A 25,263-nucleotide genomic window follows, 5' to 3' on the forward strand; every position below is an offset into this window, starting at 1 on the left:
CTTATTTCACCTCTCTTCTCTCAAACCATTTCAAAAACAGAACCGTTACAAAAACAAACCAGATGATTGAGAGACACATTCCCGGAACAATGACTCCCGTATCCAAAAGAGGATTCCCTGCTTCTGCGGCAAGTCCATTTGGTAAAACATGAAGCAACGGGCACATCATTCGCATAGGGATTGCAGAAACAAGTACATACCAGATTCTGGTTTGTGATATTACCACACCGCTGACGGTAATAAATAGGCAGACGAACAGGTTTACAATCATTCCAAATCGTTCACTTAAAAATAAAGCTACCGGAATCTCCCATAACTCAGAAACCGTCAGAAACAATACTGCAATCAACGCTCCTCCAACTGGAACATGTGTCGTTAGAAGAAAGCCTCCAAGCGTTGCTCCTGCAAACACAATCACATTAGAAAACAAAATCATGTACCCAATATAAATAATTTTTCCCAGCAACAATTTTCTTCTGTCTGTGGGAATAGTCATTAAATGATAGTATTTTATCTTTTTCTCCTGCGCCACAGAAAGATAACAAAATAGAGCAATCATCCCCGGCAGCAAAAGTGTATACCACCAGTTCCAAACACTTTCTGCATAAGCATTTGTCATCCCAAGAGTAAATATAAATGCCATGACAAATGTAAGAAGAGGAAATCCCCAGATAAACTTTTTTCGCATGGTTCTTTTGGCTTTTTGATGTTCTGCTTTTATAATATTAACCATGGATTTCACCTGCTTTCTGGTTTTTTCTTACCACATTCATAAACAAATCTTCAAGATTATCTCCCTGCTTTAATGCTCCTTCGTATCCTAAGATTCCACCTGAAATAATCCCGACTTTATCTGCAAGTAACTGTACCTCTGAGAGAATATGACTGGAGAGAATTACAGTGATTCCCTGTTCCGGAAAAGACCGGATCAGCTTTCGTAATTCCTCGATGCCTATTGGATCTAATCCATTCGTAGGTTCATCCAATATCAAAAGTTCCGGTTCTCCAAGCAATGCCATTGCAATGCCTAGTCTTTGCTTCATCCCCAAAGAAAACTGTCCTGCTTTCTTCTTTCCGGTGTTTGTAAGTGATACAATCTGCAAGACCTCATCAATTCTGTTTTCATCTGTACCAAGCAATAATTGTCTTACCTTCAAATTCTCTCTGGCGGAAAGATTTTCATAAATAGGCGGATTTTCAATTAACGCTCCTATTTTTGATAAATCTTTCCTATCCAAAAGTTTTCCATCAAAGTAAATCTTTCCTGCAGTTGGTTTCAACATACCGGTCAGCATTTTCAATGTGGTAGATTTACCAGCGCCATTCGGTCCAAGCAGTCCATAAATCTGTCCCTTTTCGATATTAAGTGAAACATTATTTACCGCTTTCTGTTTTCTAAAATATTTACATAGATTTTGTGTCTGTAACATCATTTCCATCTTTACTATCCTTCCTTCTATATTTCATTTCTTACTGAAATATAACCTAACAGAAAAAAATAAAGATTTGATGAAGATTTATTCCCGTATGGAATAAACCATCAATTGAATATCATTATCAGAACTCGGCTTTCCACTGAAATCAGCAAAGCTGTTACAAATACGAAGTCCTAATTTACAGAATATCTCCGTGATTTCATCCAAACTATATAACCTTATAGGATTTCCTTCTTTCATTTCAGGCTTATAAAGTGCTTCTCCATACATATAGTCTACCTGCCCATATATCAGCGTTTTTCTATCCTTCTCCCATTCAAAAGCAGATAATGTAAGTCCCTTTTCTCCTGCATCCCATAACTTGCAAGGGAAATGTGTTTGGGCATAGCTTCCATTCATGATATCCATAAAGTGCTTGCATATTATAAATCTCCTTCGCTCCAACCATATTGCAACAAAAAAAGGAACTCCCTCTTAGATTTCTCCAAAAGAAAGTTCCTTTTTATGTTATTTTACGATATTCAAAATTTATCTACTTTTCAACTTCATGTCTCTTCATATCAACTTACAAATTTGTTGCAGTACACGTTTTTTCTGCTCGCTATATAGAGAGATTAATATAATTTTGCGCCCGCTGGAATATGATTATCCACCATCAAAAGATGAAGTTTTTCTTCTCCCTCTTCCTCATGGATTGCTGACAACAGCATACCGCAAGATTCAATTCCCATCATTGCTCTCGGTGGAAGATTTGTGATTGCAATAAGTGTCTTTCCAACTAGTTCTTCTGGCTCATAAAATGCGTGAATACCGCTTAAAATCGTACGATCTGTGCCTGCTCCATCATCAAGAGTGAACTGTAACAGCTTCTTTGATTTAGGTACTGCAATACATTCTTTAACCTTAACCGCTCTAAAATCTGCCTTACTAAATGTATCAAAATCAACAAATTCTTCAAACAAAGGCTCAACCTTTACTTTAGAGAAATCAATAACTTCTTCTTTCTCTGGTGCAGTTTCTACCGCTTTAGTTTCAGCCTTAGCAGTCTTCTTATCAGCATCCAGTGACTTCATTGTCGGGAATTTTTTTGATTTTTCTTCATTACCCTTCGTGATGCTTCGCTGTGCTATTTCTATTAAATTGTCTTCTCTTCATCACCATTCATGATGAATCATTGTCAAATCATATCTGTTGTCAATTTGATGTCATTTGGTTATTTCTGTTGTCAGATGAAAGGGTTCATAAGCCCTTCTTAAAATACATCCATTGTTGCAGCCAAATGTTCAAATGTTTCCTGTTTTTTCTCCTCTGTCGCTTCTGCATAGATATCCATAGTGGTCTGAATATCCTTATGCCCCATGATCGACTGGATTATTTTCAGGTTTGTTTCTCTTTCACAAAGCCTTGTGCAAAATGTGTGTCTCAAGCTGTGCGCTGAAAAATCCGGCAACAGCACCGGCTCCCGATGCTCTTTTTTTGCCTCTATTTCTTCTGTTGCGTTATAAGCAGATGAGATTCTCTTGATTGCTCGATTGACTGACTGGGCATTCATTATATTTCCATAACGGTTACAGAAAACAAAGCCTGTCATTCCGTCAATCTCTGCATCTGTCCAGCCATTTTCTTTCTGCTCTTCCCAGATCATTTCAAAAGCATCTTTCACTGTATCCAACATGGGAATCGTACGCATTCCGGCTTCTGTTTTCGGCGTCGAAATGTGATTTTCCGATGCCCGGTCTTCTCCTACCGGATAATACGTCAGATTATGATTGATGCTGATAATCCGCTTCTCGTAATCAATGTCTTCCCATCGAAGCCCTAAAACTTCTCCAATCCGGCACCCGGTTCCAAGAAAAATCGTAAAAATCGGCCACCAGTGAAAATAAATCGGATGCGCAGCAATATATTCCATAAATGCTCTCTGCTGTGGAATTGTCAGTGCATGTCTCACACCGGTCTTCATGCCTAAGTTTTTCTTTAATTCTGCCATGACTCCATCCGTAGGATTTTTTCTGATAATGTCATCCCTTACAGCCAGTTGAAAAGTTGGATGCAATAACGTATGAATGGTTTCCAATGTGTTAATCTTCAGTTCCTGCTTCTTGGTCAAATGATTATAGAACTGCACCACATCAGAATACTTAATCTCTGCTATATTCCGCTTTCCAAATGTATCCCGGATAAATCGGTCATACATATAAAGATAATTACTCTTGGTCGTTGGTTTCAGATTGTTTTTGAGACTCATGTAGCGGTCAAATACAAAATTTACTGTAGCCTTTCCGGCAACATAAATATCCAGACCGTCCATCTGGTCTTTCATGAGCTGTGCTTCTTTTTCTCGAAGCGTTACAAGGTCTTGTGCATAAACATACTTACGTCTTCCAAGGGGATCTGTATAAGTATATACATACCTCTCATCGGAACGTCTCTGTGATTCACCTTTCCGCAAGACTCTGCCTCGCAGATCTTTTCTTGTCTGTGCCATATAAAATCCTCCTTCAATAAAGGAAGGACTTCATGTTATTCAGGTCTGTTCAAAATTCTTTCCAGTCCCTGCAGGACAACTTCTGTCACAGTCATTTTGTGCTTTCCGGCATAATCGCAGATACGCTTATACATAGAATCTTCCACCCGGATACTCAATACTTTCTTTTTTACATTTTCCGACTTTGGTCTTCCTGTCTTCGCCATATCTGTTCTTATTCCTCCACATCTTCATTATAGTTTTCGTATGACAAAAAGTCAATCCCTGTTTTTCGTCCTTCCACAATTTTTTCTTCCCTACGCAATCCGGAATGTCTCCAGATACTTTTCAAATATCTCACAGTTTACAAGGGCAACCTTGTCAATCTTATACACTGCTTTGGCTTCTTTCGCCAGCTCCTGGAATTTCGTCAGCCCAATGCTGTAAAGCTCTGCCCCTTCCTGATAACGGACGAATTTCTTTGCTATTTTCTTTGTTTTCTCTACATCTTTACGTGCATATCCCATACACCGCACCTCCTTTTCTGCATGAAAAAAGCAGCTAACCTATTTTTCATAGACTAACTGCTCGTGTTAAGTTCCATATTCAGTTTTATTCTACAAATCCGACAGTGAAATTCGGTCGTATGCGCCATTTTTCTTATCTTCCGGGTGTGGCTCCAATCCAATAATTGTAATATCTTTCTGGTCTGGTCCATAAACCCAGTACATTCTCATTGCGCCACTGGTTTTATTTTCCAGATAAGATTGCCACACTTTCATTCCGTAACGTCTGGATAATGGCTCTATTTCATGGGTTTGAAGACTCGGATAACCCGGATCAGCCGACAACAGCTTTAAAGCCTTTCCCCATTTTTTTTACAACTGTTCTTCCTTCTTTTTTATATTACCGGAACGATATTTCTCCTGCAGATCTAACCAAAGTTCCTGCATTTCAGGAATTCCCATTCGTATATTAAAATTCATCTCTCATTCCTTTTAAAAATCTGACAGGTCAATAGCCTGGGAAACATCGCCTCTTTTAAAATTGCTTACTGCACGATCCATATCTGCCAGAGTTCTGGCTGAAATGCACTCTGGCACTGCCAGTTCCCGAGGTTCCAGAATAATGCAGCCATTTCCATATTCTTTTACATTATAATACTGATAAGCAGCTCCTCTGAGAGTAATTCTTTTTTTGTTATCCAGATGGGCAACATAATCTTTCATTGCTTCCATTATCAACACCTCCTACGCAAGCATTTGTGTGGGAAATCCCACCTCTTATTATTATAATACGCTTTTCTATATTATCTGTCAATCTACTTTTACTTACTCCTGATACTTGAAAGTATTCATGCACCGGCAGACGGCAGGTGGCAGATAGGGTATCTATAAAAATCTGTATTTGCTTCGATGACTCTGCCACCCATCATTCTTTTAATCGAATACTATTCTCCTGCTTTTCATTTACTTGGTACTCCAACTCATTCTTCATTCGGCTTCTCACATCACGCATTGTCCTCCCGGATATTCCCTGCTCCTTTGCCTTTTCGTCTAATTCCCTGATTGAAATTTCTTTTTTATCAGCAAGCAGTTCCCTGATCAATTTTCTCCCTCGCTCCAGCTTTGTTTCTGTTGCTTTTCCTTCTTTTCCATCTAACAATTCATCTGCGGAAATCTCATAAGCTCCCACCCATCGAAATCCTTCTTCGTCTCCCAGTTTAAATGCCATTGTCTCCCCTGGTGGCGCTAGCGAGCTTTTTTCATGAATCAACACCCTTGTGGTTGGATCTTTTCTTACTTTTCCGATGAAAATCAAGCTTCGCACTGCTGCCATAATATCAATAGAACCAAGTCCTCGATAAGTGCTCTGTGTTCCGGAAGATTTATTCAGATGTCCGATCAGCACAATGGCACATCCGGTCTTCTCGGCAATCATTCCCAGTTTTCGGAACACCGGACGCACTTCATTTGCCCGGTTCATATCCACATCTGCTCCAATAAATGCCTGTACCGGATCAATGATTACAAGCCGCACTCGATTCTGTCTGACTGCTTTTTCAATTCGATCATCAGATAGGGTTAATGCTTCTTCCGTATCATCAATTACCATAACCCGGCTCAGATCTGCTCCTGCTTCTATCAGTCTTGGCTTGATAGTGTCACCCATACCGTCCTCTGCTGTCTGATAAATTACATTGAACGGTTCAATATCTTCCATATTAGGAAATAACTTTCGATTGGTACAAGCTGCCGTCAGCATCATTGCAAAATAAGTTTTTCCTTCTCCCGGATTGCCCTGAATGATTGTCAGTTTTCCAAATGGAATATAAGGAAACCACAACCACTCCACACTGGTCTGCTTAATATCTTCATAACATAACATCGGCACCAGTTCTTCTGCTTCTGGTACTTTTATTGTGATTGTTTCTGCGATTGCTTTCTTTCTGTCAGTATTTTTATCACAGAGGATTTCATTCCAGTCTTTTCGCGATGGTTTCAGACGAATTACACTGTATCCTTCTGAGATTTCTCCTGCCAGTTTCTCACAAGCCTCATTCCCTGCCTGGTCATTATCCAGGCACAGGAAAACAGAAGTAATCTGAGGGCGTTCAGAAAGAAAGGTCATCAGTGCCACACTGGAGACTCCACCCAGACTCAGGTAGCTGCGTTTCTTCCAGTCTTTGGGAAACAACTGAATAAAAGAGAGCAGATCAATGGCTGCTTCAAACACAAACAACTGATTATCCGTTCCTCTGTGGCAAAATCCAAAAGCTTTATCAGAACCGGCTACATCTCCACGATATTTCATTTCACCAGTTCCACGGCAATGTGCATATCTTGGAATACCATCTGCATCTCTGCCGATAAATACAACATTATGATGCTTCTTTTCTTCGTAAATATCTCCTCTGACAATCCATTCCATCACCAGATTTTTCTCAAGCTCTCTGCTTTCTGTCAGATACTTTACAATCATTTCATTATCTTTATTTTTCTCCGGTAATCGGAAGTCTTTTGACGGGGCGGGGCAGGACTTCTGCCTGCCTTCGCCTTCTTCCCCGATCAGCATTTTCACTGCTTCCGGGAATGTTGCATAATAAAATTCCATTACAAAATCTACCGGATAACCTCCTTTACTCTGACTATGCCGATACCATCGGTTTCCGGATATCGTTACACTGTCATGCTTTTTCCAACGGTATTCTCTGCCACTTTTTACCAACTGTTCTCCCTGTTCGTTCAGGAAAGAAACAAGATCGGTCTGGTTTGCTCTTGCAATCTGTTCTTCTGTATACTGCATTTTCATCATCCTTTCCTATCTGTCCTGTTGACAGACTGTTATAAACTCATCTCATGGTTCCGTTTTTCCCTCACTGCCTGTTGTTTTGCATCACGCTCTGCACACTCTTTCTTCTTTTCATCCAATTTTCTCAGAAGAGAAGTCTTCTTTTCTGGCTTCTTCTCCTGCTGATTCACCGGCTGTTGCTCTGCTTTACCGCTTTCTTCAAAAATATCTTCCGTCTGAGCTGCGTGAAATGCTGGGAACTTTGTCTGCTTCTCGCTTTTTTCTTCTGAACGCCCGGAAGTATCTGCTTCTGCCATTTCCCGGTCACGTCTGGCAATATCTGCACAGGTCTGTACTTTTTTCACAAAAGCCAACTCATCTTGATATGGCTGCTTATCTGCTTTCAGCTCTTCGATCGCTGTCCGGAGTTCTTCTTTTTCCCGTTTCCATCTGGCAGTTGGCACTTTTCCATTTTTATCCAGATGCTGTTTCAGCTCCCGTTCACATTTGCGATAGTAATTGATTTCTTTCTTATGCTGCTGGTAATATTTCTCCCTTCTTTTCTGAAAATAGAAACGGTTATATTCATCAATCAATGGCTGGTTTATCTTTATTACTTCTGCCATCTTTTGTAGATTTTCCAGTTTCTTTAACTGATCTCGCTTTTCGGAAATCTCTTTTTTACTGACTGATACAACACCATTCAGTTCATCAATCCGTTCCTTCAAGTCATCCATTGTCTCTATCTGATGTGTCTGAAGATAATTGATAGACTTTGCAAACTCCTGTAAGTTGGAGAGATTCTTCCCTCTCCGTTTCATCTCCGCATAGAAATTTGGGAGCGGTAGTCTGCCCTGTGTCTTTTTATCATAATAATCTTGCAGGCTTTCCAGAAGTGTAGGGTTCTGTCTGCGATCCAGTTCTACCTTCATTTCTTCATAAGCTGTCTTCATCCACTGAATGGATTCTTTCAAAGAAATAAACATCTGATTGAACTGTCGAATAGCTCTGTTCAGTTCCCCGATGATTGTTTTAATCCCCTTTTTCTCCATCGCCCGAACTTCATATCCCTCATGTATGGTCGGAATCAAGTCAATTCCCTGCTCTTTGTAAGAACGGTGATCAATTCTGGCTGCCATGTGGCACTCCCGGAATTTTTCATTTACTTTCTCCGTCCACGCTCTTCTCCATTCCTTTAAAAGCTCCGGATCATTCCACCCGGTAGTGGAAACAGCATTGAATATATCCTTCCCTTTAGCATCTTTTATCCGGTTTCCATCTTCATCCAGAACATATTCCCGTTTCTGCTTGTTGCCCCATCTTCCATCTTCTGTAAAAGGACGGATTGGAGCAAGTACATGAAAATGTGGATTATCTGGTTCATCCTCATTCTTTGATTTTCCCTCATGAACTGCCAGATCTACAATCATGCCATGTGCTACGAACTGCTCCCGGCAAAACGCTCTTGCCAGTTCTATATTTTCATCTAGCGTCAGTTCATTTTGCAAAGCAATATCAAAAGAATAAGCTAACTGTGCCCGTTTACTTTTCTCCACCTTTTCTACCTCATTCCAGAGTGTTTCCCGATCAGTCAGACGTTCCGGCACATATTCCGGCGTCAGAATTTCTGTGAAAACTACTCCAGACTTTTTTGTATAGTCATGCGTCTGTCCATAATAATCGTTATAAAGCTTCTGCCCCGAAATATACGCTGCGGAATTAACCACTGTCTGACCTTTTCCTCTGGACACCTGCTTTAACGAAAAATGATACAATGCCATTAACTGTCATCTCCTTTTTCTGCTCTTTCAACTGCTTCTGCAATCTGCTGTTGCTCTTTGTGTAAGGCTGCTATGTAAACCTGTCGCACAATACTCTTGTTGTAACTACTGTTCTGCAACTGTTCCATAACATCCTGAACTTCTTCCTGTTCCAAATCTCTGGATAATGGAAATGCTTTTTCAAACTCTGCTCCTTTAACGATCAATCTGTGGGAACGTTCCTTTCGCTCCACTATCCTTTTCCTCTGTTCAAGAATATTTTTATTGTGGATCGCATGTTCCAGTTCCTTTTTACTTTTTTCCATGTTGGCTCTCAGTTCTTCCAATGACATGGATTCATATTTCGGATTTTTTGCTCTGCTCACTTTCCTGTCCTCCTTTTTCTGTAAACAAAAAGAACCGGTCTTCTCATAAATGCCGATTCCTGGATATAAAAAACAGAGGTCGTTGTTTCACAATAAAGAAATACTGACCTCCGCAATTTTAAAATAGATTAGTTATTACAATAGGATAGGCTTCTTGCCGCAAGGGGAAATTATCCCCTTGTACGAAATCTATGATTTCGCTATATTCCCGGATTGAAATTCTTCAAAGTCAGGAATGGCACCGCAGGTCGCACGATACAGGCAGATGTAATTGCCTGTATAGAAGTGCGCTCTTAGCTTTGCTAAGAGAATTATGCCGTATCCGGCTTGCTATCTTTAATCTGTAAATTCCATCATCTCGTCAATAGTACAATCCATTTTCTTACAAATTTTCTCGACTGTTTCCATTGATACATATTGATTTTTTCCCATCCGGGCAAGGATATTTGCACTAATCCCGGTGAGGTGTTGCATTTCTATTCGCTTCATATTTTTATCAATGAGCTGTTTCCACAATCTGTTATAACTTACACTCATAAATAACCTCCACATTTTTATTAGACAGATTTCTGCTTTTATTAGTCAAACGGATTTTCTCCATCCTTCGCTTCCATAAATCCGTCTTTATCTGTTTTCGGAGTTTCTGATGAATCTGCTCCAGCACCGCTGTCCTTGTTCTGGGCAAATTCATGTTCTTCCACAATCACATCTGTGGTATAAATCGTCTTTCCATCCTTATCCTTATAACTGCCAGTGCTGATGCGACCACCGATCACAATCCGCATTCCCTTGTGAAGATATTTCTGTGCAAACTCTGCACTCTTACCAAATGTTACACACGAAATAAAATCCGCTTCCTGTTCACCATCACGTTTATATTTTCTGTTCACTGCCAGTGTATATCTTGCTACTGCCATATCATTATCTTTTCCGGCATATTTGATCTCCGGATTCTCTGTCAGTCTTCCCATTAAAATCACTCTATTCATAGTTTTTACGTCCTTTCCGGGCATGATACCCTTTAATCATTGTTATTAGTTACTTGTTGCATCAGCGGTCTATTGTGCGTTTCCCTGTCACCTGCAGCCGTCTCAGACTGCCTCTGCCTGCATACACAGGTCACTGATCATAAGGCTTTGATCAACCGCCCATCATCGGGAGTGTCATTATGATTCCGCTTGCTTTCAGAAAAAGAAAGGTCATGGCAGAACTCCTGGTAGGCTTTCAGGGTGCACTTATCAATTGTCAAGGTTCAACAAAGGAACATTCCAAAACGTCCTCTAATTACTAAAGTCAAATGACTTTGCAAGATGCAAAAGATTCGTGATATTTTTTTACATTTTTATCATTTTTTCTTTTACTTTCGTTAGTCCCTTCATATACTCTGTATTGGGAGCGACAAAATCGGACATGATTTTGGGAAATTTTGAAAAATAATTATTCCTCTACCTATAAAGCGTTGGAAATGGTATTTACCAACCCCTTTTTGCAAGTTTTTTGTACATAAATGAAATACTTCTTCGCTAGTTGCATATTCCAGAGAACGTGAGGACATGGATTTTCTTGAAAAATCATTTTTCCACTAATCACATGTGGCAGAATGTATAAAGTCAGATGATTTTGAAAAAAAGCAAAAAAATAGGCACTAACCACTTATGGTTAATGCCCTTTGGGGTAATCATTATTTTTCTTTTGTCAATTTCTGATACATTCTCATTAATTCAGCAACACAGTCTGCTTCTGACATTTTAATGCTAAATCCATAAGCATGCATCACTGCTCTGTTATTTGCTTTATGTGCTTTCAGTAATTCTGTTGGCATTGTCAAAGGATCATAAAGATCTGCAAGATTGCTATCTGTATAAAGTGCTCTAGCATTCAAGATAGCCTGTGCCGTTTTTCTTATCTTTTCCTTTTGATCATTTGTTGGAGAAGGCCAAGGGAAATTATTATAAACAATCATATTAGAATAACTATAATCACTCTTTAGTCGACCACATACTGCTCTGGTCCATGCCATATGAACATTGGACATTAGTATTCCAAACTCGTAACTTGTGGCTGACGGCATTGTAAAAAGTTTATCGCCTGGAATTATTTCTCCTTCAAGATAATCCATCGGAATATATCTTCTGTTTTGCGAAGACACCTTTGGTATTGCAATATATGGCGAATACTGTGCAAGTTCTTTCCGTTGTCTTTCATCAAGCAAAAGTATCAACTTTTCTCCAATCTCTCTGCCGGATTCAGATATATCAAATACAGCTAATTTCTCATATTTTCATCTCACAATTAACCCTATATATTTGCTGTGCGACGTTTTTTTTTCTTTTGCCGTCGAGTGGCAGATGTTTTATACTATGTCACTTTCATAAAGTTCTCTTTATCCTTTATTACTTTTCTGTTTTGTCTGATTTAAAAGCAAGATAACCAAAACAGAAATAGCTATACTGCATAGAATGTATGTCCAATTCAAATATGATAGATTGATTAAATTCTGTGCTGATTGATTTTTAATGAAGTTTGTGTATGATGCGTTACTCTTAATCGCTTCCATAACTCCTAAAACATTTATCGGGCTTAAATTGTATAAGTACGCACCAAATAAATATATCGCTATTTTTTCAACAATGGACGGTATTAAAATAGCCGATGCAGAAAGCCATAATGGACATTGCTTGTGGGATTTCTGTAAATATACTGCCCCCAAAAGATATGGCAATACCGCAAGGCAACAGCCCAAAATGACAATATTCTGATGAAGCCCAAAGAGGGCGAAGAATACACGGATAAAAAGATATGTTCCAAATATAATCAACCAATCAATGAGCAAGCCTTTTATTGGTGTGCGCTCTTTTATTGTTTCGTTTTGTAACTGCATTTCATTACCTCCCAAATGGACGCTCCACTTTCGGGAACGTCAAGGTTACAGTTGTTCCACCGCAAGAATTGTTTTTTAGCTCCACCGTGATAGACAGGTCAGTTGCCATTTTCTGAACAAGGTATAACCCCATACCCGTAGAACGACTAAGGTAACTGCCCGTATCTCCAGTAAACCCCTTGTCGAAAACAAAAGGTAAGTCAGACAACGGTATGCTTGTGCCGTTGTCTTTCATAGATAAAGAAATCTGTTCATTATCCGCACTATCAGCAATGGAAAAGAGAAGTCGAGGAGCAGGATTGTTCCCCGTATATTTCACACTATTGCTGATTATCTGTCCTAAAATGAACATCAAACCTTTTTTGTCAGAAATCACTTGAGCATCGTTTTCGGTATATTCAACAGAAAATCCAGCTTCTTCAAGAAGCGTTAAATTATCTTCAACTGCTTCACGACAAATTTCAAGAATTGAAAGCGGCTCAAAAAAGTAATCCTTATGAGTAGCCCCAAGCCTTGAAAAGTATAGAATTTGTTCTATATCCTGTCGGGTATGGTCGCGTACATACAGCATACGGGTATGAACCAAAGGGGACATTTCATCTTTTCGATTGTCCAGTAGCAAGGTCATAAGGGATAGCGGCTTTTTGATTTCATGTACCCAATTTTCAATGTAGTGTTGATAATCTGTAACTGTAATTTTCTGTTCGTTGATATATTCCTGCTGCGTCCTCAAATGCTGCCCCAATTCACAGATATAAGGGCGTAATACTGCGGGAACAGCTTCACACAGTAAGTATTCGTTGGTATCGTCTGGCTCCAATAGAAAACGCCGAAAAATAGCGTCTGTCTTGTTGCGTTTTCTGATTGATATAGCAAGCGGGATAGCAAGTGTGGCAAATGATACGAAAATGATCAATGCAACATAATTGATAAAATAATCTGGATTAGCCAGCCAGGCAAGGAATATAAAGAATACGTCCAAACAGGCAAGTGTGATAATCCATACACGATTAGAGGAAATATAGGTTAAAAATATTTTTAGCTTCTTCATAATCGCACCTGCTCTTTCAAGCGGTAGCCTTGTCCGCGTACTGTTTCTATCCGTTCTTCAAGACCAAATTCACGGAGCGTTTTCCTCAATCGCGTAAAAGTTACTTGCAGCGCATTTTCGTCAATGCATTCTTCCGTTCCCCAAAGCACGTTGCACAGCTCATGTTTGGTAACAAGATTAGGGCTTTTCTTCAAAAGCGCAAGCAATATTTTTCCCTCATTGGGTGGCATGAGGGAAGAACTCTTCCCCACATAAATTGTAAAGGTGTTTGGGTCAAGTAAAAATCCGTTCCCGTCCAGTAAGCCTTGCCGTATCTGTTCCTCTTTGCGTCGTAATAAATTTTTAATGCGGGCAAGCAGGCGCTCTATATTACACGGCTTTGTTAAGTAGTCATCAGCTCCCAATCCTAATGCGTGAAGTTCGTCCTGCAATTTATCTCTTGCTGTCAATACCAACACTGTTCCAAGCTGCTTTGCTTTTAATTCTTTGCAGATTTCAAAGCCGGAATGAAATGGAAGATTTATGTCGAGTAAAACCAAATCGGGGGAATACTCTGTAATTTCCGGTATTGCGTTTTCAAAATCAAATAACGAGGCTGTTTCATACCCCGACTTTCTCAATAAATCCGTCAGTTCTTCCCGCATATAAACATCATCTTCAACTACCATAATTCGTGCCAATACGACCACCTCCTTTCACGTAAGCCTGTTATGAATTAGGCTTGTAATTTATTTTTCCGATTTCCCGTGTAGCTGTCCGCGCAACAGCCACACCGTAAATTGCCATAATAAGAACGACAGTAAATGCCATAATAATCAACAACGGATAAGATTGCCCGATCCTTGTGCTGTCAGAGTATAAATGCTGCTGCATTGCATAAAGACCAACCGTACCACTTATACAAGCCAACATTAGGGGGAGTAGAAAATACCATAAAACTTGTTTATAAATTGACCGTTTTATCTGTTCTCGCCTCGCACCCAAAATTGAGAGTGTCAAATATCTTGATTTTGTCGATTGCATTTGTGTTAAGAATTGCAAAGCAAGCAATGCACACGCGATAATCAATAGCATAAAGCCCATATATAAAGTCATGTAACTCCCGGAGATAAGATAAAATAGTTGCCGCCCGAAATTATCAAGATAGCTTTCGTAATACAGACCGGACGGCTTCAGCAAATCGCGTGCTTCCATAACGGACAGCATCAGTCCGTTTGCTTCTACAATCTCATTCGGAATACAGAAATTCCAATATACAGAACAGGTGTCCGGGTCTACATAGTTATGATATATCTCGTCGGAAACAATCAATGCGGTTACAATTTTAACATTTTCATCAGCAGTAAGTCCTTTCATCGGTACAGACGGAACAAGTGTAACTGACTTTTTGTCAATGGAAATCAACGCATTACCGCTTGTCTGTGCGTTCTCTGCAATCCTGTCTAACAGAGCAACGGTATCTTCCTGTTCATCTTCTAAAAAGTCCGGGTTGAGGTAAAAAACAGCTTCGTCATTTTCAAGATTTATTTGCTTTTCTCCTGCGGCTTCCAACAGGCGATTATATGATGAAACTGGGAGCATATAAGGAGAAACACTCCCCGTATCAATAAATCCAAGCAGATTAAGGGCTGCGGGTTGATGTGAACCAAATTCGTAACTGGCAGCTTCTTGTGTCGCAGGGTCTATTACACCCTCTGGCAAGTTTTGAACAATCTCTTTTCTTAATACAGACCAGTCAACAAAGGATTTCATTTCCCCGGAAGCAGGACGTTTCATGTTCCCTGTTTCCATACGGTTAAGATTAGCTACATAAACTCGCATTTGGTCGTCGGAAAGGTATTGCTCAACATTCTGTTCTTCGCCCATTACTGTAAAATCATAAACAGCAGAAGTTCTTGTTAATTCATTCCCATGCGACATAATAGTTGCAGAACCATTTGCAATAAACATAATGGTAAGCATCATCAGAATAGACGCAACACTAATTGAAATATATTTATAAACAACATTCTCGTGAAGCTGTCGCAAAGTAAATACATAAAGTCCATTTGTCGCTTTCCGTTTGTTAGAAGCAGCTACTATACTTAAAAGCCGGGCAATGCCTCGGATAAAAAGAATTGTTCCAACAATTCCAAGCAGGACAGCAACAAGCAGCATTACACCACCGCCAGTCATGAAGTGTTCTATGACAACCCAGTATGCAACAAGTAAAACTGCCGTACCAATTACAAGGGATAGCAAACTTCCGTGTGTGCTGCCCGTGTGTTGTTTTTTTCCCATTTCTCCATAAAGCAGTTGGTGGACTTCTTTCTTAAACAATTTTCCGCATAGTATAAACAACGCCACACATTGGATGATTAAAAATCCCAATATCGTAAAGAAAACTGCGCTTAATGAAAAACTTGATTGATGTGCAATAACACCGTGTCCGACTAAACGTGCCGTTGCAAGGCTGATAACTTCGGATAGAAAACCACCGCAGATAAGTCCACCCAAGAGGGCGACAAGTGAAGTGATAAGCCCCTCCGTCATAATTTGCGTAAATAATCGGGTCTTTGTCATACCAAACATCAAATATAATCCTAGTTCCCGGCTGCGACATTCGAGCTGATACTTATTTGCAAATACTACAAGGAAAAATACAAATAATAATGCACAAACATAGACAGTAGGTAAAAGGTTTGTAAGCAGCCGTTCCACGGCATCGCTTTCAAGGCTGCTTAAAAAGCGTATAACGTCCTGCGCTCCGAGAGAAAGCACAATGTAAAATGCCGCTACCGCCGTTACCATTGTCAGAAAGTAAATCAGATTTTCATTGCGGCTACGTTTGGAATTTCTCCATGCAAGGTTAAAGAACATTTGCGCTCCCTCCTCCCATTTGCGCCATTACCTGTAATATGCGCGCATAAAATTCTTCCCGTGTTTCTGTCGGAACTTTGCGACGCAATTCATGGAAAATAACGCCGTCCTGTATGAACAAAATGCGGGAACAGAAACTTGCTGCGTTAGGGTCATGCGTAACCATTAAAATGGTACGTCCTTGCACTTGGTTGACTTCCTGTAATTTTTCCATAAGCAACCGTGCAGCTTTTGTGTCTAATGCGCCTGTCGGCTCATCAGCCAAAATAATATCTGGATTAGAAATCAAACTACGGGCTGCGGCTACACGCTGCTTTTGACCGCCGGACATTTGCGCCGGAAACTTTGAAAGAACATCAGTAATTCCAAGAAATCCGGCTATATCATTTAGGTGCTTTTCGGCTATGGAACTATCTATATTGTGAATGGATAAGGGCAACAGAATATTTTCTCTGCCTGTCAAATTATCAAGCAAAGCAAAGTCTTGAAACAGATAACCAATTCTATTTCCACGGTATTCCGCTAACTTAGCACCGTCAAAGGCACTTATATTCGCCCCGGAGAGCAAAATTTGTCCAGAGGTAGGTTTAATGACCGTAGCAATACAATTTAATAATGTTGTTTTCCCGGAACCGCTGGCTCCCATAATTCCCAAATATTCGCCACTTAGAACATCAAAGGTAATTCCGTTTAGTGCTTTTGTGGGAACGCCCTCTTTGGAATATGCTTTGTGCAGGTCGCGTACTTCTAAAAGTTTTTTTGTATAATCCATTCTTAACACCTCTTTTTTGTTCATACTTTTTTACAATTAAAATTTTACTACACAAAGCATAAATACACCACTTACATTTGATGTAAGGTTCCTTTGTTTGAATTTCACCGCTATTCTTTATGCTGCTTTTCATCTGTCACCAGACATTCTATCTTCTACAAAATATTCACTATATATCATAGTCGGTTGACCGAGTAATAACAACACACTATTTACCATCTATCATATTTATCCGCATTAAAAAAGGACGCAGGATTTCTCCCACGTCCTCACATCTATCTGGCTTTATCTTCTCTTACTTTCGGTGCTTCCTTATGTGCCGCTTCCTGCTTCCACCGGATCATATGGTTGGTTATGATAAGTTTCAAATAATCTTCCCCACTCAATCCCACGCATTTCACTTTCCACATCACTAAATACACCAGAAATCCAGTCTATCACACTTGTAAAATATGTTTTCAATTCCTGTATGTCTGTATCATGACGGTGCTGGCTCATATATGCTTCAACATCTTCATCTACCCCTTCACTATTTTAAATATCTTCGGTAACTATCCAGAACTGAATCTGTAACACCGCTTTTATAGATTTTACGGATATCAACAATCTGTTCATCTTTCAGAAGTTTCAACCAATCCAGTAAATCTTTTCTGCTGTTTGCGAAATTGCAACATCTTCCATCAGCATATTCAATCCTGTATCTCATACGCTCCTCCTATACATATACCAATTCACTCAATACAATTTCCTGCACACGATTCTCGACATTATTACACTGTCGCACCCACTCCATAGGATTACATGCTTTTAATTCCTCTGTAACTCCCTCCGCACTTCGTATTTGTGCCTCAATCAATTCATACCGTTCCTGTGCCTGTTCATTCAGATCTGCCAGATAGCTGTCCAATTTCCCAGTCAACAGAAGATAAGAATACATACCTGATTTATAGTTTTTCATATATTCTTTTCGAAGCATTCCCCAGTACCCAATCGGTCTGGTTTCTTCCGGTAATGATAGCACTGGCAGGTAATAATCTCCTACCAACACATAATCTAATCCATTCCTGTCATCATGTAGTATTTTTCTCTGATTGCTCATGTTCTTCTCCTCCATCAAATCTTTCTCTTCTCTCTCAGATATGCTTCAAATATACTTCTTCGAATCAACACCTTTTTCCCAATTTTATATACTGCCCCTGCTTCATGTGCCATACGGACAACGGGTTTGATTCCCAGTCTGTAGTATTCGCACGCCATGTTATAGGTCACGTAATCATGGCGCATAAATTCCAGATCTTCATCATCGATTTCATCTGAAAACATCCATACATTACCGCTCATCCGTCTTCTTCTCCTTATCATTTCCTGTTGCCGGTTCATGAAAACGCTCCAGATAGTCATCAAAAATATCCCGGTTAATCAATACGGTTCCATCTATTCTGTAAATTGCACCTGCATCACTGGCGAGTTCAAAAAGTTTCTTATGAGAAATGCTGTAAATAATCTCTGCCTGTTGATAACGCAGATACTGTCGGCGTAATTTTCTAAGCTGCTCTGGTACTTCCTTCATACTTGTAATTGGTTTATAACTTTTACCCATGATGTTTTCCTCCAAAATTAGATTTGCTGTTTTACAGAAGCTGACTGCCGGGATATAACTTTCCAGGGCCGAATCATCAGACGCGCCACTGGCGCCTCTTTGATATGCAACGCAAAAAAGCACCTCTTAGATTAACTCTAAGAAGTGCTCTTACTTCATTGCCAAACCTGTGTCCTTTCACCTGAAATTCGTCATGCTTCATAACGATTCATTATTATCCCAAATTTTGTTGTCAAATTGTTGTCAAATGCGGTCTGACATCATGGTTTTAGACATTTAATATTTAATTTTAGTACAGCTTTGCACCAGCCGGAATGTGGTTATCAACCATCAGAAGATGAAGTTTTTCTTCGCCCTCTTCCTCATGAATTGCACTGAGAAGCATTCCACAAGATTCAATTCCCATCATGGCTCTCGGTGGCAGGTTGGTGATTGCAATTAAGGTCTTTCCAACCAGTTCTTCCGGCTCGTAATAAGCATGAATACCGCTTAAAATCGTACGATCTGTGCCTGTTCCGTCATCCAGAGTGAACTGTAACAGCTTCTTGGATTTCTTAACTGCTTCACATGCTTTTACCTTTACAGCTCTGAAATCAGACTTGCTGAAAGTATCGAAATCAACCATTTCTTCAAATAATGGCTCAACTTTTACTTTGGAAAAATCAATCTTCTCAACTGTTTTTTCAGCCTCTGCCGGAGCTGCTTCGGAAGTCTTGGAAGCTTTCTTGTCAGCGTCCAGTGACTTCATTGTCGGGACGAAAGCAACCATCTTTTCAATCTCTCCTAAACCTCCTCATATCTCATAACAGGTCTAAACGGGGTTTCTTCCTGAATCGCCATATCCCTATAAATTCGTGTAGTTTTTCGGTGGATTGGAGTATAAATTGGTGTAAATGGTGTAGAAGCTTTTATCCTCGCTCAAGAAATGCCACTTATTCGTTAGACACTTTATTATACTCGCTTTTGAAATATGAGTCAAGACCTTCAAACTCAGACTGCCTAAGCTCCTTCGTCACATCGGTATAGATATTGAGCGTTGTTGAAATATCCTTATGACCAAGCGTGTCTTGAATCACCTTAACATTCACGCCCGCTTCGCACATTCTCGTTGTAAATGTATGTCTTAATGAATGGCAGCTAAAATGCGGAAGTAGCACTTCGGGATTTTCGTTCTTCAAAAACTGCTCATCGTTACAGTCACGAATTATGCGGCGGATTGCTTTATTCAGTGTTCCCTGATGTTGCGGATTTCCGAAGCGATTGATAAAGATAAAATCTGTATATCCGTCAATGGTAGCGATACAATGAAGATCAAGCAACTCCTGCCTTTCCTTTTCCATTATAATTGCCTCTTTCACAAAACTGAGCATTGGCACTTTTCTTTTTCCAGCCGGAGTTTTCGGCGTATTGACATTAAAGTAGCAACCTTTTTTACTAACATCAGTACGGTGGTCATAGTAAACCAAAGTATGATTTACATCAATAACATCGTTCTCCAGATCGACATCACACCATCTTAATCCGGTAAGTTCTCCAACTCGAAGTCCTGTTCCTAACAAAACCGCAAAGATTGGATACCAATATTGTGCGGCAGGAGTATTTTTCAAATAGCTTAAAAGCAACTCCTGTTCGGGACGGGTTAAAGCTCTGCGCTTTTCTGTCTTAAAGCAATGTGCTTGCTTCAGCTCTCTAAGTACATTATCTGACGGATTATTCCTTATGTAATCATCGTCAACAGCCATATCCAAAATCTGATGTAAAACCGTATGGATACTGTCAATGGTCGAAGGTTTTAACTGGCGCTCGTCTGTAAGGTAATTATAAAACCTCTTTATGTCTGTTTTTTTCAACGATGAAACTGTCTTTGAGCCTATTTGATGACGGACAAAGGTTTCATACATATATTTATAATTCTCAAAGGTGTTGTTCTTCAGCCCTCGCTTCAGCTCCTTCCAAAGCTCATAGACCTCGTTGACCGTCGTATATCGGGCTTCGGTTTTAATGCCATCGCTCTTATCCTTTTTAATCTGTTCTTCCTTATAGCGCAATTCATCAAGCGTCTTGGCATATACGCAAAACCTCTTATGATTGCTGTCAGTCCATCGGAATTGATAAGTTCCGTCAGCCCTTTGCGATTCGCCTGTCCGAAGCACGGCTCTTGACTTGTCTTTTCTTTTTGTTCTCGGCATAATTCTCTCCTCCTATATGCGAAACTGCTTATCAAGATAATCAATGAACGCTTCTCGGATCACACAGATTTGTGTGCCGTTATTTACCGTGAAAGGGCAATTCCCTTGTGATATGATTTGACGGATTTTTGCCCTTCCGATTCCGGTGTATGCGGCAGCTTCCTCAACGGTTAAAATCGTTCTCGTCCAAAACGGTGTGTTTTCCGACCTCTTTTGGAGTTCACTTCTGTAAGCTAAAATTTTTTCGTCCATACGACCTCCATCATATTGAATACATCTGCTCAATGTATTCATCAAAAATCCTGCGCTTAATCATTCTCCGATTGCCTACCCATAGAACAAACGGACAGTCGGCAAGGCTCGTCATTTCATAAAGCTTGTCCCTGCCTATTCCCGTATACTCTGCCGCTTCTTCTATCGTCAAATAAGGTTTTATCCAAATTGGAACAGCAGCCACACGCCTGTTGGAACTGCCTGTTTCAGTCAGTTTGTTATCCATTCGCTCGTCCTCCTCTCAAACGGAATACTGTGTTTCGAGATAATCCTCAAATTGTTTTCTTTTAATCAACCGCTTTGTTCCATTCCATAGGACAAAGGGACAGTTTTTTTGACTTGAAATTTCTTTAATTTTAGATACGCCTATTCCTGAGTATTCGGCGGCTTCTTCCACCGTCAAATTCATTTTCTTCCACAACGGAACTCTCGGCATATCCGGATCGTTCTTTTTGTTGAGCATATTGCTGTACCTCCTTGCTTTTGGTAGTTACAGCATAGCCAATGTCCTGCGATAAGCCAATTATGCGAATCGGCTCATCGCAGGCTTGACTTTTTCATTAAATTGAGTATTGCCGCTCTATATACTCATCAAAAACTTTTCGCTTAATCATTCTCCGGCTACCTATCCATAAGACAAATGGGCAATCCTCACTTTCTGTCATCTCATAAAGTTTCGCCATTCCAATACCGGAATAGGCTGCGGCTTCTTCAATCGACAGATTTGCCTTACACCATATAGGAATGTCAAACTTCCGTTTCCTTTCCCTGTTTTGCGACATCCCTATACCCCTTTCCCTTTGAAAGAGGTGCGTTTGTCATAAACGATATAATCCCAACCTCTATCATTGCACTTATCACAAGTGCCTTTACTTTTAGCGAAAGGATCAAGGCGTCTGACAACATAGTTCGGATTGCGAAAATAGTCGTTTAAGCATTTAGGACACAGGCAGCGAATGTCGCCGATCCTGTTAGTGTTGTAAAGCCATAGACCGAATGTTTTTTTCAAGGCTGCGTTAATCTGTCTCCAAAGGCGCTCATCATCAACAAAGCCAATATACTCTGTCAAATCATCTTTATTCACAGTCTGTATTTGCTCAAGCAACACCATTGAAGGCTTCGTCAGACCAAAATCCTCGCCTAAAATAATGTGGGACGGCAAATACCTCTTTTTTATTACACTCGTAATGGACGCAACAATAACAGTAGGCGCATTCGCATTGAAATTGTCTGCCTGAATTACCAGCACAGGTCTTACACCTGATTGGATAGAGCCGATTCTTGTGCCAAAATCGTAGGAAAATATATCTCCACGCCTGATTTCTGTTTTCTTCATTTTATGTATAACCTCTCTGTTCATTGAGTTTTGAAAGCGCATTTCATATCCGGAATAGAAATACCCCTTCACTCATTTGGACAAAGGGGTGCGAAATGCACACCCAAAATCAGAGGTTTTCATAAAATTTTTTGAAATTTTTTATTGCGGCAGCGATTGACTTATCTACGGAGCTATAATTTATGCCCTCCTCTTTCGCAATTTTCCTTGAACTAATCCCAAGCAAAACGGATTTAAGAAGGCGCTCCCTTTGAACAGGTTGCAGCATACTTAACGCTTGTCTTACCTTAGAAAGTTCTAATTGCCGCAGCTTTTCTTTTTCTTCCTCGATCTGTTCCTCCTCCGCTTTATCAAACGGATCAATAAACGGTGCGATAGATTTCGGATGGAACTGCTCAAAAATATCATCTTCGTAACCGTATACATCTATCGTCCTTTTGCTGCGCTTTTCATATTTATCATTATTTCTATGTGATTCACTAATCACTTCTCCCTGTGCCATTGACAGAAGTATAAAAGGCGTATACCTGCTGATGACATCAGGGTACTTATCCCACAATGCTTCTTCGGACAGCTCCGTTATAATTGCCCATTTTTCCGTTCCAGTGAAACCACTATACTCATACTGAAGGTTGATGAGTTTACAATCCTGTGCAAATAATTCTACCTGCTTTTTTACTGTAAGTTTTTTCATTTCCGTAATCTCCTTAAATTTGGAATTTTTGATATATAAGGTCACAATCAAAAACTCCGGAGATCACGGATACCTACATACAAACGCCTGCCATACTGTGATAGACATAAAGCTCCCTTTCCGCTTGACAAAAGCGAAAAGGGCTGCACAAAAAAAGCAGCTATAACATTCACGCCCGAAGGCTGAAAGCTATAACTGCTTCTTCAAAACACATATTCAATTCGTTTTGCCTAAGCTGCTGTATTGCCGCCTAAAAGATATTCAACCAGCATTTGAAAATCAAGAAAAATTCTCAAAGCTTTAGGCATACTAATTGTAACAGATTTGCTTTTCCGTATCATCGGCAAAACTGTGCCAATTTTCTGCCATTTCGTTTTCAGCCTCGTTCTGTAAACGAAAGCCGTTCTTCGGGCAGCATACACAGTGTAGCATACGCAAGGTCGGACATTCAGTAGGGATTTCGTCGGACTTTAGTCGGACAAGCCTTTATTTGAAAAAATCGGGAATATCGCCGCTTTCATCATCTCCCTTCATATTAAAGATTCCTTTGAAGCTCGGAATCGCATATCCCCACAGGGATACACCGAGAAGCAAAATCGCTTCCCGTTTCCGGTCGTAAAAGGTACTGCGCTCCATATTCAAGAGATCGAGCAGGTCGCTCTCCGTATACCGAAACGCTGTCAGGTAGCTTTTTGATATGATTTCGTGGTACAGCCTGCCGTTGTTATGGTAGTCATATATTTTCGCCATAGCGGTATCAATCAAATCAACCATCCACTTGTTTTCAAACAAGGCGCTGATACGGCTCTCAAACTCCTGCTTCTCGGTATCCGGCGCAAACAGCTCCAAATAAACAAGGGCGCTGTTCAGTTCTTCTCCGTAATAGATCAGCTCCTCATTCACACAGGCAGATTCGCTCAGCGTAATCCAGACCACATCACGGTATACGCTGAGAAGCAATTTTGTTTTCGAGAATATATCCGATTGATTCAAATTAAGCTGCTCGTACATTTTCCGAATACTTTTCGCAGCGATTGTATCTTTCCGTCCCATCTGTTCGCCTCAATCCTTAAAACGGGTATCATTTGTTGGTAGATAAAAGTTCAAGCTAATTTGCTGAACTCCCTTGACAAAACACGCAAGTTCAGGTATTATATATACGCAACTTACTTGCGCATTGACATTATACGAAATCAACTTGCGTTTGTCAATATGGATACGCAAGATATTTTCAAATCAGGTGGGATAATTTGGAGGTCAGATGAAATGAAATTCTGTGAGAAAGTAAAAGAAGCCCGCACGAAGGCAGGCTTAAAGCAAGATGAGCTTGCAAAAGCAATCGGCGTTTCTCTGCGGACAATATCGAATTATGAGGCTGGCACCCGCTACCCGAAAAAGAGGGAAACCTATTATAAGATAGCGGAAATCCTGAAGGTCGATGTCAACTATCTGCTTACCGATGACGAGGAATTTCTGCTGAACGCTGAATCCAAATACGGAAGCAAAGGCGCAAGACAGGCAAAGGAGCTTATGGCAGAGGTTACGGGGCTTTTTGCAGGCGGCGAGCTTGCAGATGAGGATTTGGACGAGATGATGAAAGGCATTCAGGAAGCGTACTGGATCGCCAAAGAGAAGAATAAAAAGTACACTCCCAAAAAATACCGGAAATAACGCTTGATGTCCTCTTTTTCGGACAGTGTATTTGATAAGATATACTTACTGGCAGTAGAATGGGGGTGTTTGCTCTTGGATATTCAGACTTTAGAGATTGTCAGAAAGGCGAATCGGCTGGCAAATGACCTTTGCACAAGAGATCCGCATAGAATCGCACAAGAACTGGGCATAGAAGTTATCCCATTAGCCTTCAAGAAACAGCGAGGGGCATACAAGGTTTTAATGCGTAACCGTTTTATCTTCATAAAAGACGATCTGCACCCTGTAATGGAGCGTATCGTAATGCTGCACGAGATCGGACACGACGCATTACATAGAGAAGAAGCGGTCAAGGCCGGCGGCTTCAAGGAATTTAACATTTTCGATATGCGGCAAAGCCGAATGGAGTACGAGGCAAACATCTTTGCTTCCCAAATCTCCCTGCCTGATGATGAAATACTGGAATATATCGAAAACGGGTATGATATTCAACAGATCGCACGGGCAATGCACTCGGACATAAACTTGGTCGCATTGAAAACGGATACGCTGATCGCACAGGGCTATCGTTTCCGTCATCAGGAATATCGCAATCAATTTTTGAAATAGATAACT

34 protein-coding genes and 2 pseudogenes are annotated in these 25,263 nt (G+C 40.3%); 2 read left to right on the forward strand and 34 right to left on the reverse strand.

Translation table 11 applies throughout. The features are described from left to right. Position 1: 1 nt before the first annotated feature. From OCV72_RS03910 to OCV72_RS04075, 34 genes and pseudogenes are all read right to left on the reverse strand, one after another. Positions 2-733, reverse strand: coding sequence for a lantibiotic immunity ABC transporter MutE/EpiE family permease subunit (locus tag OCV72_RS03910; RefSeq protein WP_004853398.1), 732 nt, complete (start codon positions 731-733; stop codon positions 2-4). Continuing rightward, the gene (locus tag OCV72_RS03915; protein ID WP_055282080.1) at positions 726-1,439 is read right to left on the reverse strand and encodes a lantibiotic protection ABC transporter ATP-binding protein; all 714 of its coding nucleotides are present in this window, start codon (positions 1,437-1,439) and stop codon (positions 726-728) included. The genes OCV72_RS03910 and OCV72_RS03915 overlap by 8 nt, the downstream gene beginning before the upstream one ends. 78 nt (positions 1,440-1,517) lie before the next feature. Continuing rightward, positions 1,518-1,844: a hypothetical protein gene (locus OCV72_RS03920; protein ID WP_021737749.1), complete on the reverse strand. Its 327-nt coding sequence runs from the start codon at positions 1,842-1,844 to the stop codon at positions 1,518-1,520. A 206-nt stretch (positions 1,845-2,050) separates the two neighbouring features. Beyond that, a pseudogene (locus OCV72_RS03925) lies at positions 2,051-2,518 on the reverse strand (hypothetical protein); the annotation flags it as partial. A 170-nt stretch (positions 2,519-2,688) separates the two neighbouring features. Then, on the reverse strand, positions 2,689-3,924 hold the full coding sequence (locus OCV72_RS03930; RefSeq protein ID WP_055282084.1) for a tyrosine-type recombinase/integrase: 1,236 nt from the start codon (positions 3,922-3,924) through the stop codon (positions 2,689-2,691). Positions 3,925-3,959: 35 nt separating this feature from the next. Further along, positions 3,960-4,130 (reverse strand): hypothetical protein, encoded by a 171-nt coding sequence (locus OCV72_RS03935; RefSeq protein ID WP_172677201.1) that lies wholly within the window; start codon positions 4,128-4,130, stop codon positions 3,960-3,962. A gap of 90 nt (positions 4,131-4,220) precedes the next feature. After that, entirely contained in the window at positions 4,221-4,430 is a 210-nt protein-coding gene (locus tag OCV72_RS03940; protein ID WP_005609464.1) for a DUF6462 family protein, read from the reverse strand. A 90-nt stretch (positions 4,431-4,520) separates the two neighbouring features. Beyond that, positions 4,521-4,685, reverse strand: a complete 165-nt coding sequence (locus OCV72_RS03945; protein WP_242859202.1) for a hypothetical protein — start codon at positions 4,683-4,685, stop codon at positions 4,521-4,523. Between the two features lie 216 nt (positions 4,686-4,901). Next, entirely contained in the window at positions 4,902-5,141 is a 240-nt protein-coding gene (locus OCV72_RS03950; RefSeq protein WP_055282085.1) for a hypothetical protein, read from the reverse strand. A 193-nt stretch (positions 5,142-5,334) separates the two neighbouring features. Then, a complete protein-coding gene (locus OCV72_RS03955; RefSeq protein WP_055282228.1) occupies positions 5,335-7,209 on the reverse strand; it encodes an AAA family ATPase in 1,875 nt (624 codons plus the stop codon). Between the two features lie 38 nt (positions 7,210-7,247). Continuing rightward, a complete protein-coding gene (gene mobQ, locus OCV72_RS03960; protein WP_055282088.1) occupies positions 7,248-8,975 on the reverse strand; it encodes a MobQ family relaxase in 1,728 nt (575 codons plus the stop codon). After that, on the reverse strand, positions 8,975-9,340 hold the full coding sequence (locus OCV72_RS03965) for a DUF3847 domain-containing protein (RefSeq protein WP_055282090.1): 366 nt from the start codon (positions 9,338-9,340) through the stop codon (positions 8,975-8,977). Before OCV72_RS03965 ends, mobQ begins: the two co-directional genes overlap by 1 nt. Positions 9,341-9,676: 336 nt before the next feature. Continuing rightward, positions 9,677-9,877: a helix-turn-helix domain-containing protein gene (locus OCV72_RS03970; RefSeq protein ID WP_055282092.1), complete on the reverse strand. Its 201-nt coding sequence runs from the start codon at positions 9,875-9,877 to the stop codon at positions 9,677-9,679. Positions 9,878-9,918: 41 nt separating this feature from the next. After that, positions 9,919-10,329: a single-stranded DNA-binding protein gene (locus tag OCV72_RS03975; RefSeq protein WP_055282095.1), complete on the reverse strand. Its 411-nt coding sequence runs from the start codon at positions 10,327-10,329 to the stop codon at positions 9,919-9,921. Between the two features lie 692 nt (positions 10,330-11,021). Next, a complete protein-coding gene (locus OCV72_RS03980) occupies positions 11,022-11,552 on the reverse strand; it encodes a type IIL restriction-modification enzyme MmeI (protein ID WP_055282097.1) in 531 nt (176 codons plus the stop codon). A gap of 171 nt (positions 11,553-11,723) precedes the next feature. Then, complete coding sequence (locus OCV72_RS03985) at positions 11,724-12,221, reverse strand: hypothetical protein (protein ID WP_055282100.1); 498 nt, start codon at positions 12,219-12,221, stop codon at positions 11,724-11,726. Between the two features lie 4 nt (positions 12,222-12,225). Next, a complete protein-coding gene (locus tag OCV72_RS03990; protein ID WP_055282102.1) occupies positions 12,226-13,272 on the reverse strand; it encodes a sensor histidine kinase in 1,047 nt (348 codons plus the stop codon). Next, positions 13,269-13,952, reverse strand: a complete 684-nt coding sequence (locus tag OCV72_RS03995) for a response regulator transcription factor (RefSeq protein WP_226838039.1) — start codon at positions 13,950-13,952, stop codon at positions 13,269-13,271. Before OCV72_RS03995 ends, OCV72_RS03990 begins: the two co-directional genes overlap by 4 nt. A gap of 28 nt (positions 13,953-13,980) precedes the next feature. After that, on the reverse strand, positions 13,981-16,131 hold the full coding sequence (locus OCV72_RS04000) for an ABC transporter permease (protein ID WP_055282104.1): 2,151 nt from the start codon (positions 16,129-16,131) through the stop codon (positions 13,981-13,983). Then, the gene (locus OCV72_RS04005) at positions 16,121-16,903 is read right to left on the reverse strand and encodes an ABC transporter ATP-binding protein (protein ID WP_055282106.1); all 783 of its coding nucleotides are present in this window, start codon (positions 16,901-16,903) and stop codon (positions 16,121-16,123) included. Before OCV72_RS04005 ends, OCV72_RS04000 begins: the two co-directional genes overlap by 11 nt. 312 nt (positions 16,904-17,215) lie before the next feature. Then, positions 17,216-17,401, reverse strand: coding sequence for a hypothetical protein (locus OCV72_RS04010; protein WP_055282109.1), 186 nt, complete (start codon positions 17,399-17,401; stop codon positions 17,216-17,218). A gap of 31 nt (positions 17,402-17,432) precedes the next feature. Next, the gene (locus OCV72_RS04015) at positions 17,433-17,609 is read right to left on the reverse strand and encodes a hypothetical protein (protein WP_172677202.1); all 177 of its coding nucleotides are present in this window, start codon (positions 17,607-17,609) and stop codon (positions 17,433-17,435) included. A gap of 9 nt (positions 17,610-17,618) precedes the next feature. Continuing rightward, entirely contained in the window at positions 17,619-18,002 is a 384-nt protein-coding gene (locus tag OCV72_RS04020; protein ID WP_055282232.1) for a TnpV protein, read from the reverse strand. Between the two features lie 14 nt (positions 18,003-18,016). Continuing rightward, positions 18,017-18,244 (reverse strand): DUF6462 family protein, encoded by a 228-nt coding sequence (locus tag OCV72_RS04025; protein ID WP_055282111.1) that lies wholly within the window; start codon positions 18,242-18,244, stop codon positions 18,017-18,019. Beyond that, positions 18,234-18,503: a DUF6462 family protein gene (locus tag OCV72_RS04030; protein ID WP_055282113.1), complete on the reverse strand. Its 270-nt coding sequence runs from the start codon at positions 18,501-18,503 to the stop codon at positions 18,234-18,236. The genes OCV72_RS04025 and OCV72_RS04030 overlap by 11 nt, the downstream gene beginning before the upstream one ends. A 289-nt stretch (positions 18,504-18,792) precedes the next feature. After that, positions 18,793-19,269: pseudogene (locus OCV72_RS04035) on the reverse strand (lysine--tRNA ligase); the annotation flags it as partial. Positions 19,270-19,435: 166 nt separating this feature from the next. After that, a complete protein-coding gene (locus OCV72_RS04040; protein ID WP_055056861.1) occupies positions 19,436-20,692 on the reverse strand; it encodes a tyrosine-type recombinase/integrase in 1,257 nt (418 codons plus the stop codon). A 12-nt stretch (positions 20,693-20,704) separates the two neighbouring features. Continuing rightward, positions 20,705-20,944: an excisionase gene (locus OCV72_RS04045; protein WP_055056860.1), complete on the reverse strand. Its 240-nt coding sequence runs from the start codon at positions 20,942-20,944 to the stop codon at positions 20,705-20,707. A 10-nt stretch (positions 20,945-20,954) separates the two neighbouring features. Continuing rightward, a complete protein-coding gene (locus OCV72_RS04050; RefSeq protein ID WP_055056859.1) occupies positions 20,955-21,191 on the reverse strand; it encodes an excisionase in 237 nt (78 codons plus the stop codon). A gap of 15 nt (positions 21,192-21,206) precedes the next feature. After that, positions 21,207-21,428: an excisionase gene (locus OCV72_RS04055; protein WP_055056858.1), complete on the reverse strand. Its 222-nt coding sequence runs from the start codon at positions 21,426-21,428 to the stop codon at positions 21,207-21,209. Positions 21,429-21,525: 97 nt separating this feature from the next. Next, positions 21,526-21,747, reverse strand: coding sequence for an excisionase (locus tag OCV72_RS04060; RefSeq protein WP_015518028.1), 222 nt, complete (start codon positions 21,745-21,747; stop codon positions 21,526-21,528). 2 nt (positions 21,748-21,749) lie between these two features. Continuing rightward, a complete protein-coding gene (locus OCV72_RS04065; RefSeq protein WP_055056857.1) occupies positions 21,750-22,301 on the reverse strand; it encodes a type II toxin-antitoxin system PemK/MazF family toxin in 552 nt (183 codons plus the stop codon). Positions 22,302-22,410: 109 nt separating this feature from the next. Next, positions 22,411-22,995 carry a sigma factor-like helix-turn-helix DNA-binding protein gene (locus tag OCV72_RS04070; RefSeq protein WP_055056856.1) on the reverse strand — a complete coding sequence of 195 codons (585 nt, stop codon included), beginning with the start codon at positions 22,993-22,995 and terminating at the stop codon, positions 22,411-22,413. Between the two features lie 486 nt (positions 22,996-23,481). After that, positions 23,482-24,048 (reverse strand): hypothetical protein, encoded by a 567-nt coding sequence (locus OCV72_RS04075; RefSeq protein WP_242859066.1) that lies wholly within the window; start codon positions 24,046-24,048, stop codon positions 23,482-23,484. A gap of 213 nt (positions 24,049-24,261) precedes the next feature. Between OCV72_RS04075 and OCV72_RS04080 the strand changes: the two genes are divergently transcribed. Then, positions 24,262-24,666, forward strand: coding sequence for a helix-turn-helix domain-containing protein (locus OCV72_RS04080; RefSeq protein WP_055056855.1), 405 nt, complete (start codon positions 24,262-24,264; stop codon positions 24,664-24,666). A 6-nt stretch (positions 24,667-24,672) separates the two neighbouring features. Then, positions 24,673-25,257, forward strand: coding sequence for an ImmA/IrrE family metallo-endopeptidase (locus tag OCV72_RS04085; RefSeq protein ID WP_196854497.1), 585 nt, complete (start codon positions 24,673-24,675; stop codon positions 25,255-25,257). Positions 25,258-25,263: the final 6 nt, after the last annotated feature.

Source organism: Dorea amylophila, from assembly GCF_025567265.1.
In the GTDB taxonomy this organism is placed as follows: domain Bacteria; phylum Bacillota; class Clostridia; order Lachnospirales; family Lachnospiraceae; genus Dorea_A; species Dorea_A amylophila.

Excerpts from the sequence above, each read along its gene's own strand:
- OCV72_RS03910 (WP_004853398.1), bottom strand. The coding sequence starts at position 733 with ATGGTTAATATTATAAAAGCAGAACATCAAAAAGCCAAAAGAACCATG.
- OCV72_RS03915 (WP_055282080.1), bottom strand. The coding sequence starts at position 1,439 with ATGGAAATGATGTTACAGACACAAAATCTATGTAAATATTTTAGAAAA.
- OCV72_RS03920 (WP_021737749.1), bottom strand. The coding sequence starts at position 1,844 with ATGGATATCATGAATGGAAGCTATGCCCAAACACATTTCCCTTGCAAG.
- OCV72_RS03930 (WP_055282084.1), bottom strand. The coding sequence starts at position 3,924 with ATGGCACAGACAAGAAAAGATCTGCGAGGCAGAGTCTTGCGGAAAGGT.
- OCV72_RS03935 (WP_172677201.1), bottom strand. The coding sequence starts at position 4,130 with ATGGCGAAGACAGGAAGACCAAAGTCGGAAAATGTAAAAAAGAAAGTA.
- OCV72_RS03940 (WP_005609464.1), bottom strand. The coding sequence starts at position 4,430 with ATGGGATATGCACGTAAAGATGTAGAGAAAACAAAGAAAATAGCAAAG.
- OCV72_RS03945 (WP_242859202.1), bottom strand. The coding sequence starts at position 4,685 with ATGAAAGTGTGGCAATCTTATCTGGAAAATAAAACCAGTGGCGCAATG.
- OCV72_RS03950 (WP_055282085.1), bottom strand. The coding sequence starts at position 5,141 with ATGGAAGCAATGAAAGATTATGTTGCCCATCTGGATAACAAAAAAAGA.
- OCV72_RS03955 (WP_055282228.1), bottom strand. The coding sequence starts at position 7,209 with ATGCAGTATACAGAAGAACAGATTGCAAGAGCAAACCAGACCGATCTT.
- mobQ (WP_055282088.1), bottom strand. The coding sequence starts at position 8,975 with ATGGCATTGTATCATTTTTCGTTAAAGCAGGTGTCCAGAGGAAAAGGT.
- OCV72_RS03970 (WP_055282092.1), bottom strand. The coding sequence starts at position 9,877 with ATGAGTGTAAGTTATAACAGATTGTGGAAACAGCTCATTGATAAAAAT.
- OCV72_RS03975 (WP_055282095.1), bottom strand. The coding sequence starts at position 10,329 with ATGAATAGAGTGATTTTAATGGGAAGACTGACAGAGAATCCGGAGATC.
- OCV72_RS03985 (WP_055282100.1), bottom strand. The coding sequence starts at position 12,221 with ATGCAGTTACAAAACGAAACAATAAAAGAGCGCACACCAATAAAAGGC.
- OCV72_RS03990 (WP_055282102.1), bottom strand. The coding sequence starts at position 13,272 with ATGAAGAAGCTAAAAATATTTTTAACCTATATTTCCTCTAATCGTGTA.
- OCV72_RS04000 (WP_055282104.1), bottom strand. The coding sequence starts at position 16,131 with ATGTTCTTTAACCTTGCATGGAGAAATTCCAAACGTAGCCGCAATGAA.
- OCV72_RS04005 (WP_055282106.1), bottom strand. The coding sequence starts at position 16,903 with ATGGATTATACAAAAAAACTTTTAGAAGTACGCGACCTGCACAAAGCA.
- OCV72_RS04010 (WP_055282109.1), bottom strand. The coding sequence starts at position 17,401 with ATGAGCCAGCACCGTCATGATACAGACATACAGGAATTGAAAACATAT.
- OCV72_RS04015 (WP_172677202.1), bottom strand. The coding sequence starts at position 17,609 with ATGAGATACAGGATTGAATATGCTGATGGAAGATGTTGCAATTTCGCA.
- OCV72_RS04020 (WP_055282232.1), bottom strand. The coding sequence starts at position 18,002 with ATGAGCAATCAGAGAAAAATACTACATGATGACAGGAATGGATTAGAT.
- OCV72_RS04025 (WP_055282111.1), bottom strand. The coding sequence starts at position 18,244 with ATGAGCGGTAATGTATGGATGTTTTCAGATGAAATCGATGATGAAGAT.
- OCV72_RS04030 (WP_055282113.1), bottom strand. The coding sequence starts at position 18,503 with ATGGGTAAAAGTTATAAACCAATTACAAGTATGAAGGAAGTACCAGAG.
- OCV72_RS04040 (WP_055056861.1), bottom strand. The coding sequence starts at position 20,692 with ATGCCGAGAACAAAAAGAAAAGACAAGTCAAGAGCCGTGCTTCGGACA.
- OCV72_RS04045 (WP_055056860.1), bottom strand. The coding sequence starts at position 20,944 with ATGGACGAAAAAATTTTAGCTTACAGAAGTGAACTCCAAAAGAGGTCG.
- OCV72_RS04050 (WP_055056859.1), bottom strand. The coding sequence starts at position 21,191 with ATGGATAACAAACTGACTGAAACAGGCAGTTCCAACAGGCGTGTGGCT.
- OCV72_RS04055 (WP_055056858.1), bottom strand. The coding sequence starts at position 21,428 with ATGCTCAACAAAAAGAACGATCCGGATATGCCGAGAGTTCCGTTGTGG.
- OCV72_RS04060 (WP_015518028.1), bottom strand. The coding sequence starts at position 21,747 with ATGTCGCAAAACAGGGAAAGGAAACGGAAGTTTGACATTCCTATATGG.
- OCV72_RS04065 (WP_055056857.1), bottom strand. The coding sequence starts at position 22,301 with ATGAAGAAAACAGAAATCAGGCGTGGAGATATATTTTCCTACGATTTT.
- OCV72_RS04070 (WP_055056856.1), bottom strand. The coding sequence starts at position 22,995 with ATGAAAAAACTTACAGTAAAAAAGCAGGTAGAATTATTTGCACAGGAT.
- OCV72_RS04075 (WP_242859066.1), bottom strand. The coding sequence starts at position 24,048 with ATGGGACGGAAAGATACAATCGCTGCGAAAAGTATTCGGAAAATGTAC.
- OCV72_RS04080 (WP_055056855.1), top strand. The coding sequence starts at position 24,262 with ATGAAATTCTGTGAGAAAGTAAAAGAAGCCCGCACGAAGGCAGGCTTA.
- OCV72_RS04085 (WP_196854497.1), top strand. The coding sequence starts at position 24,673 with ATGTCCTCTTTTTCGGACAGTGTATTTGATAAGATATACTTACTGGCA.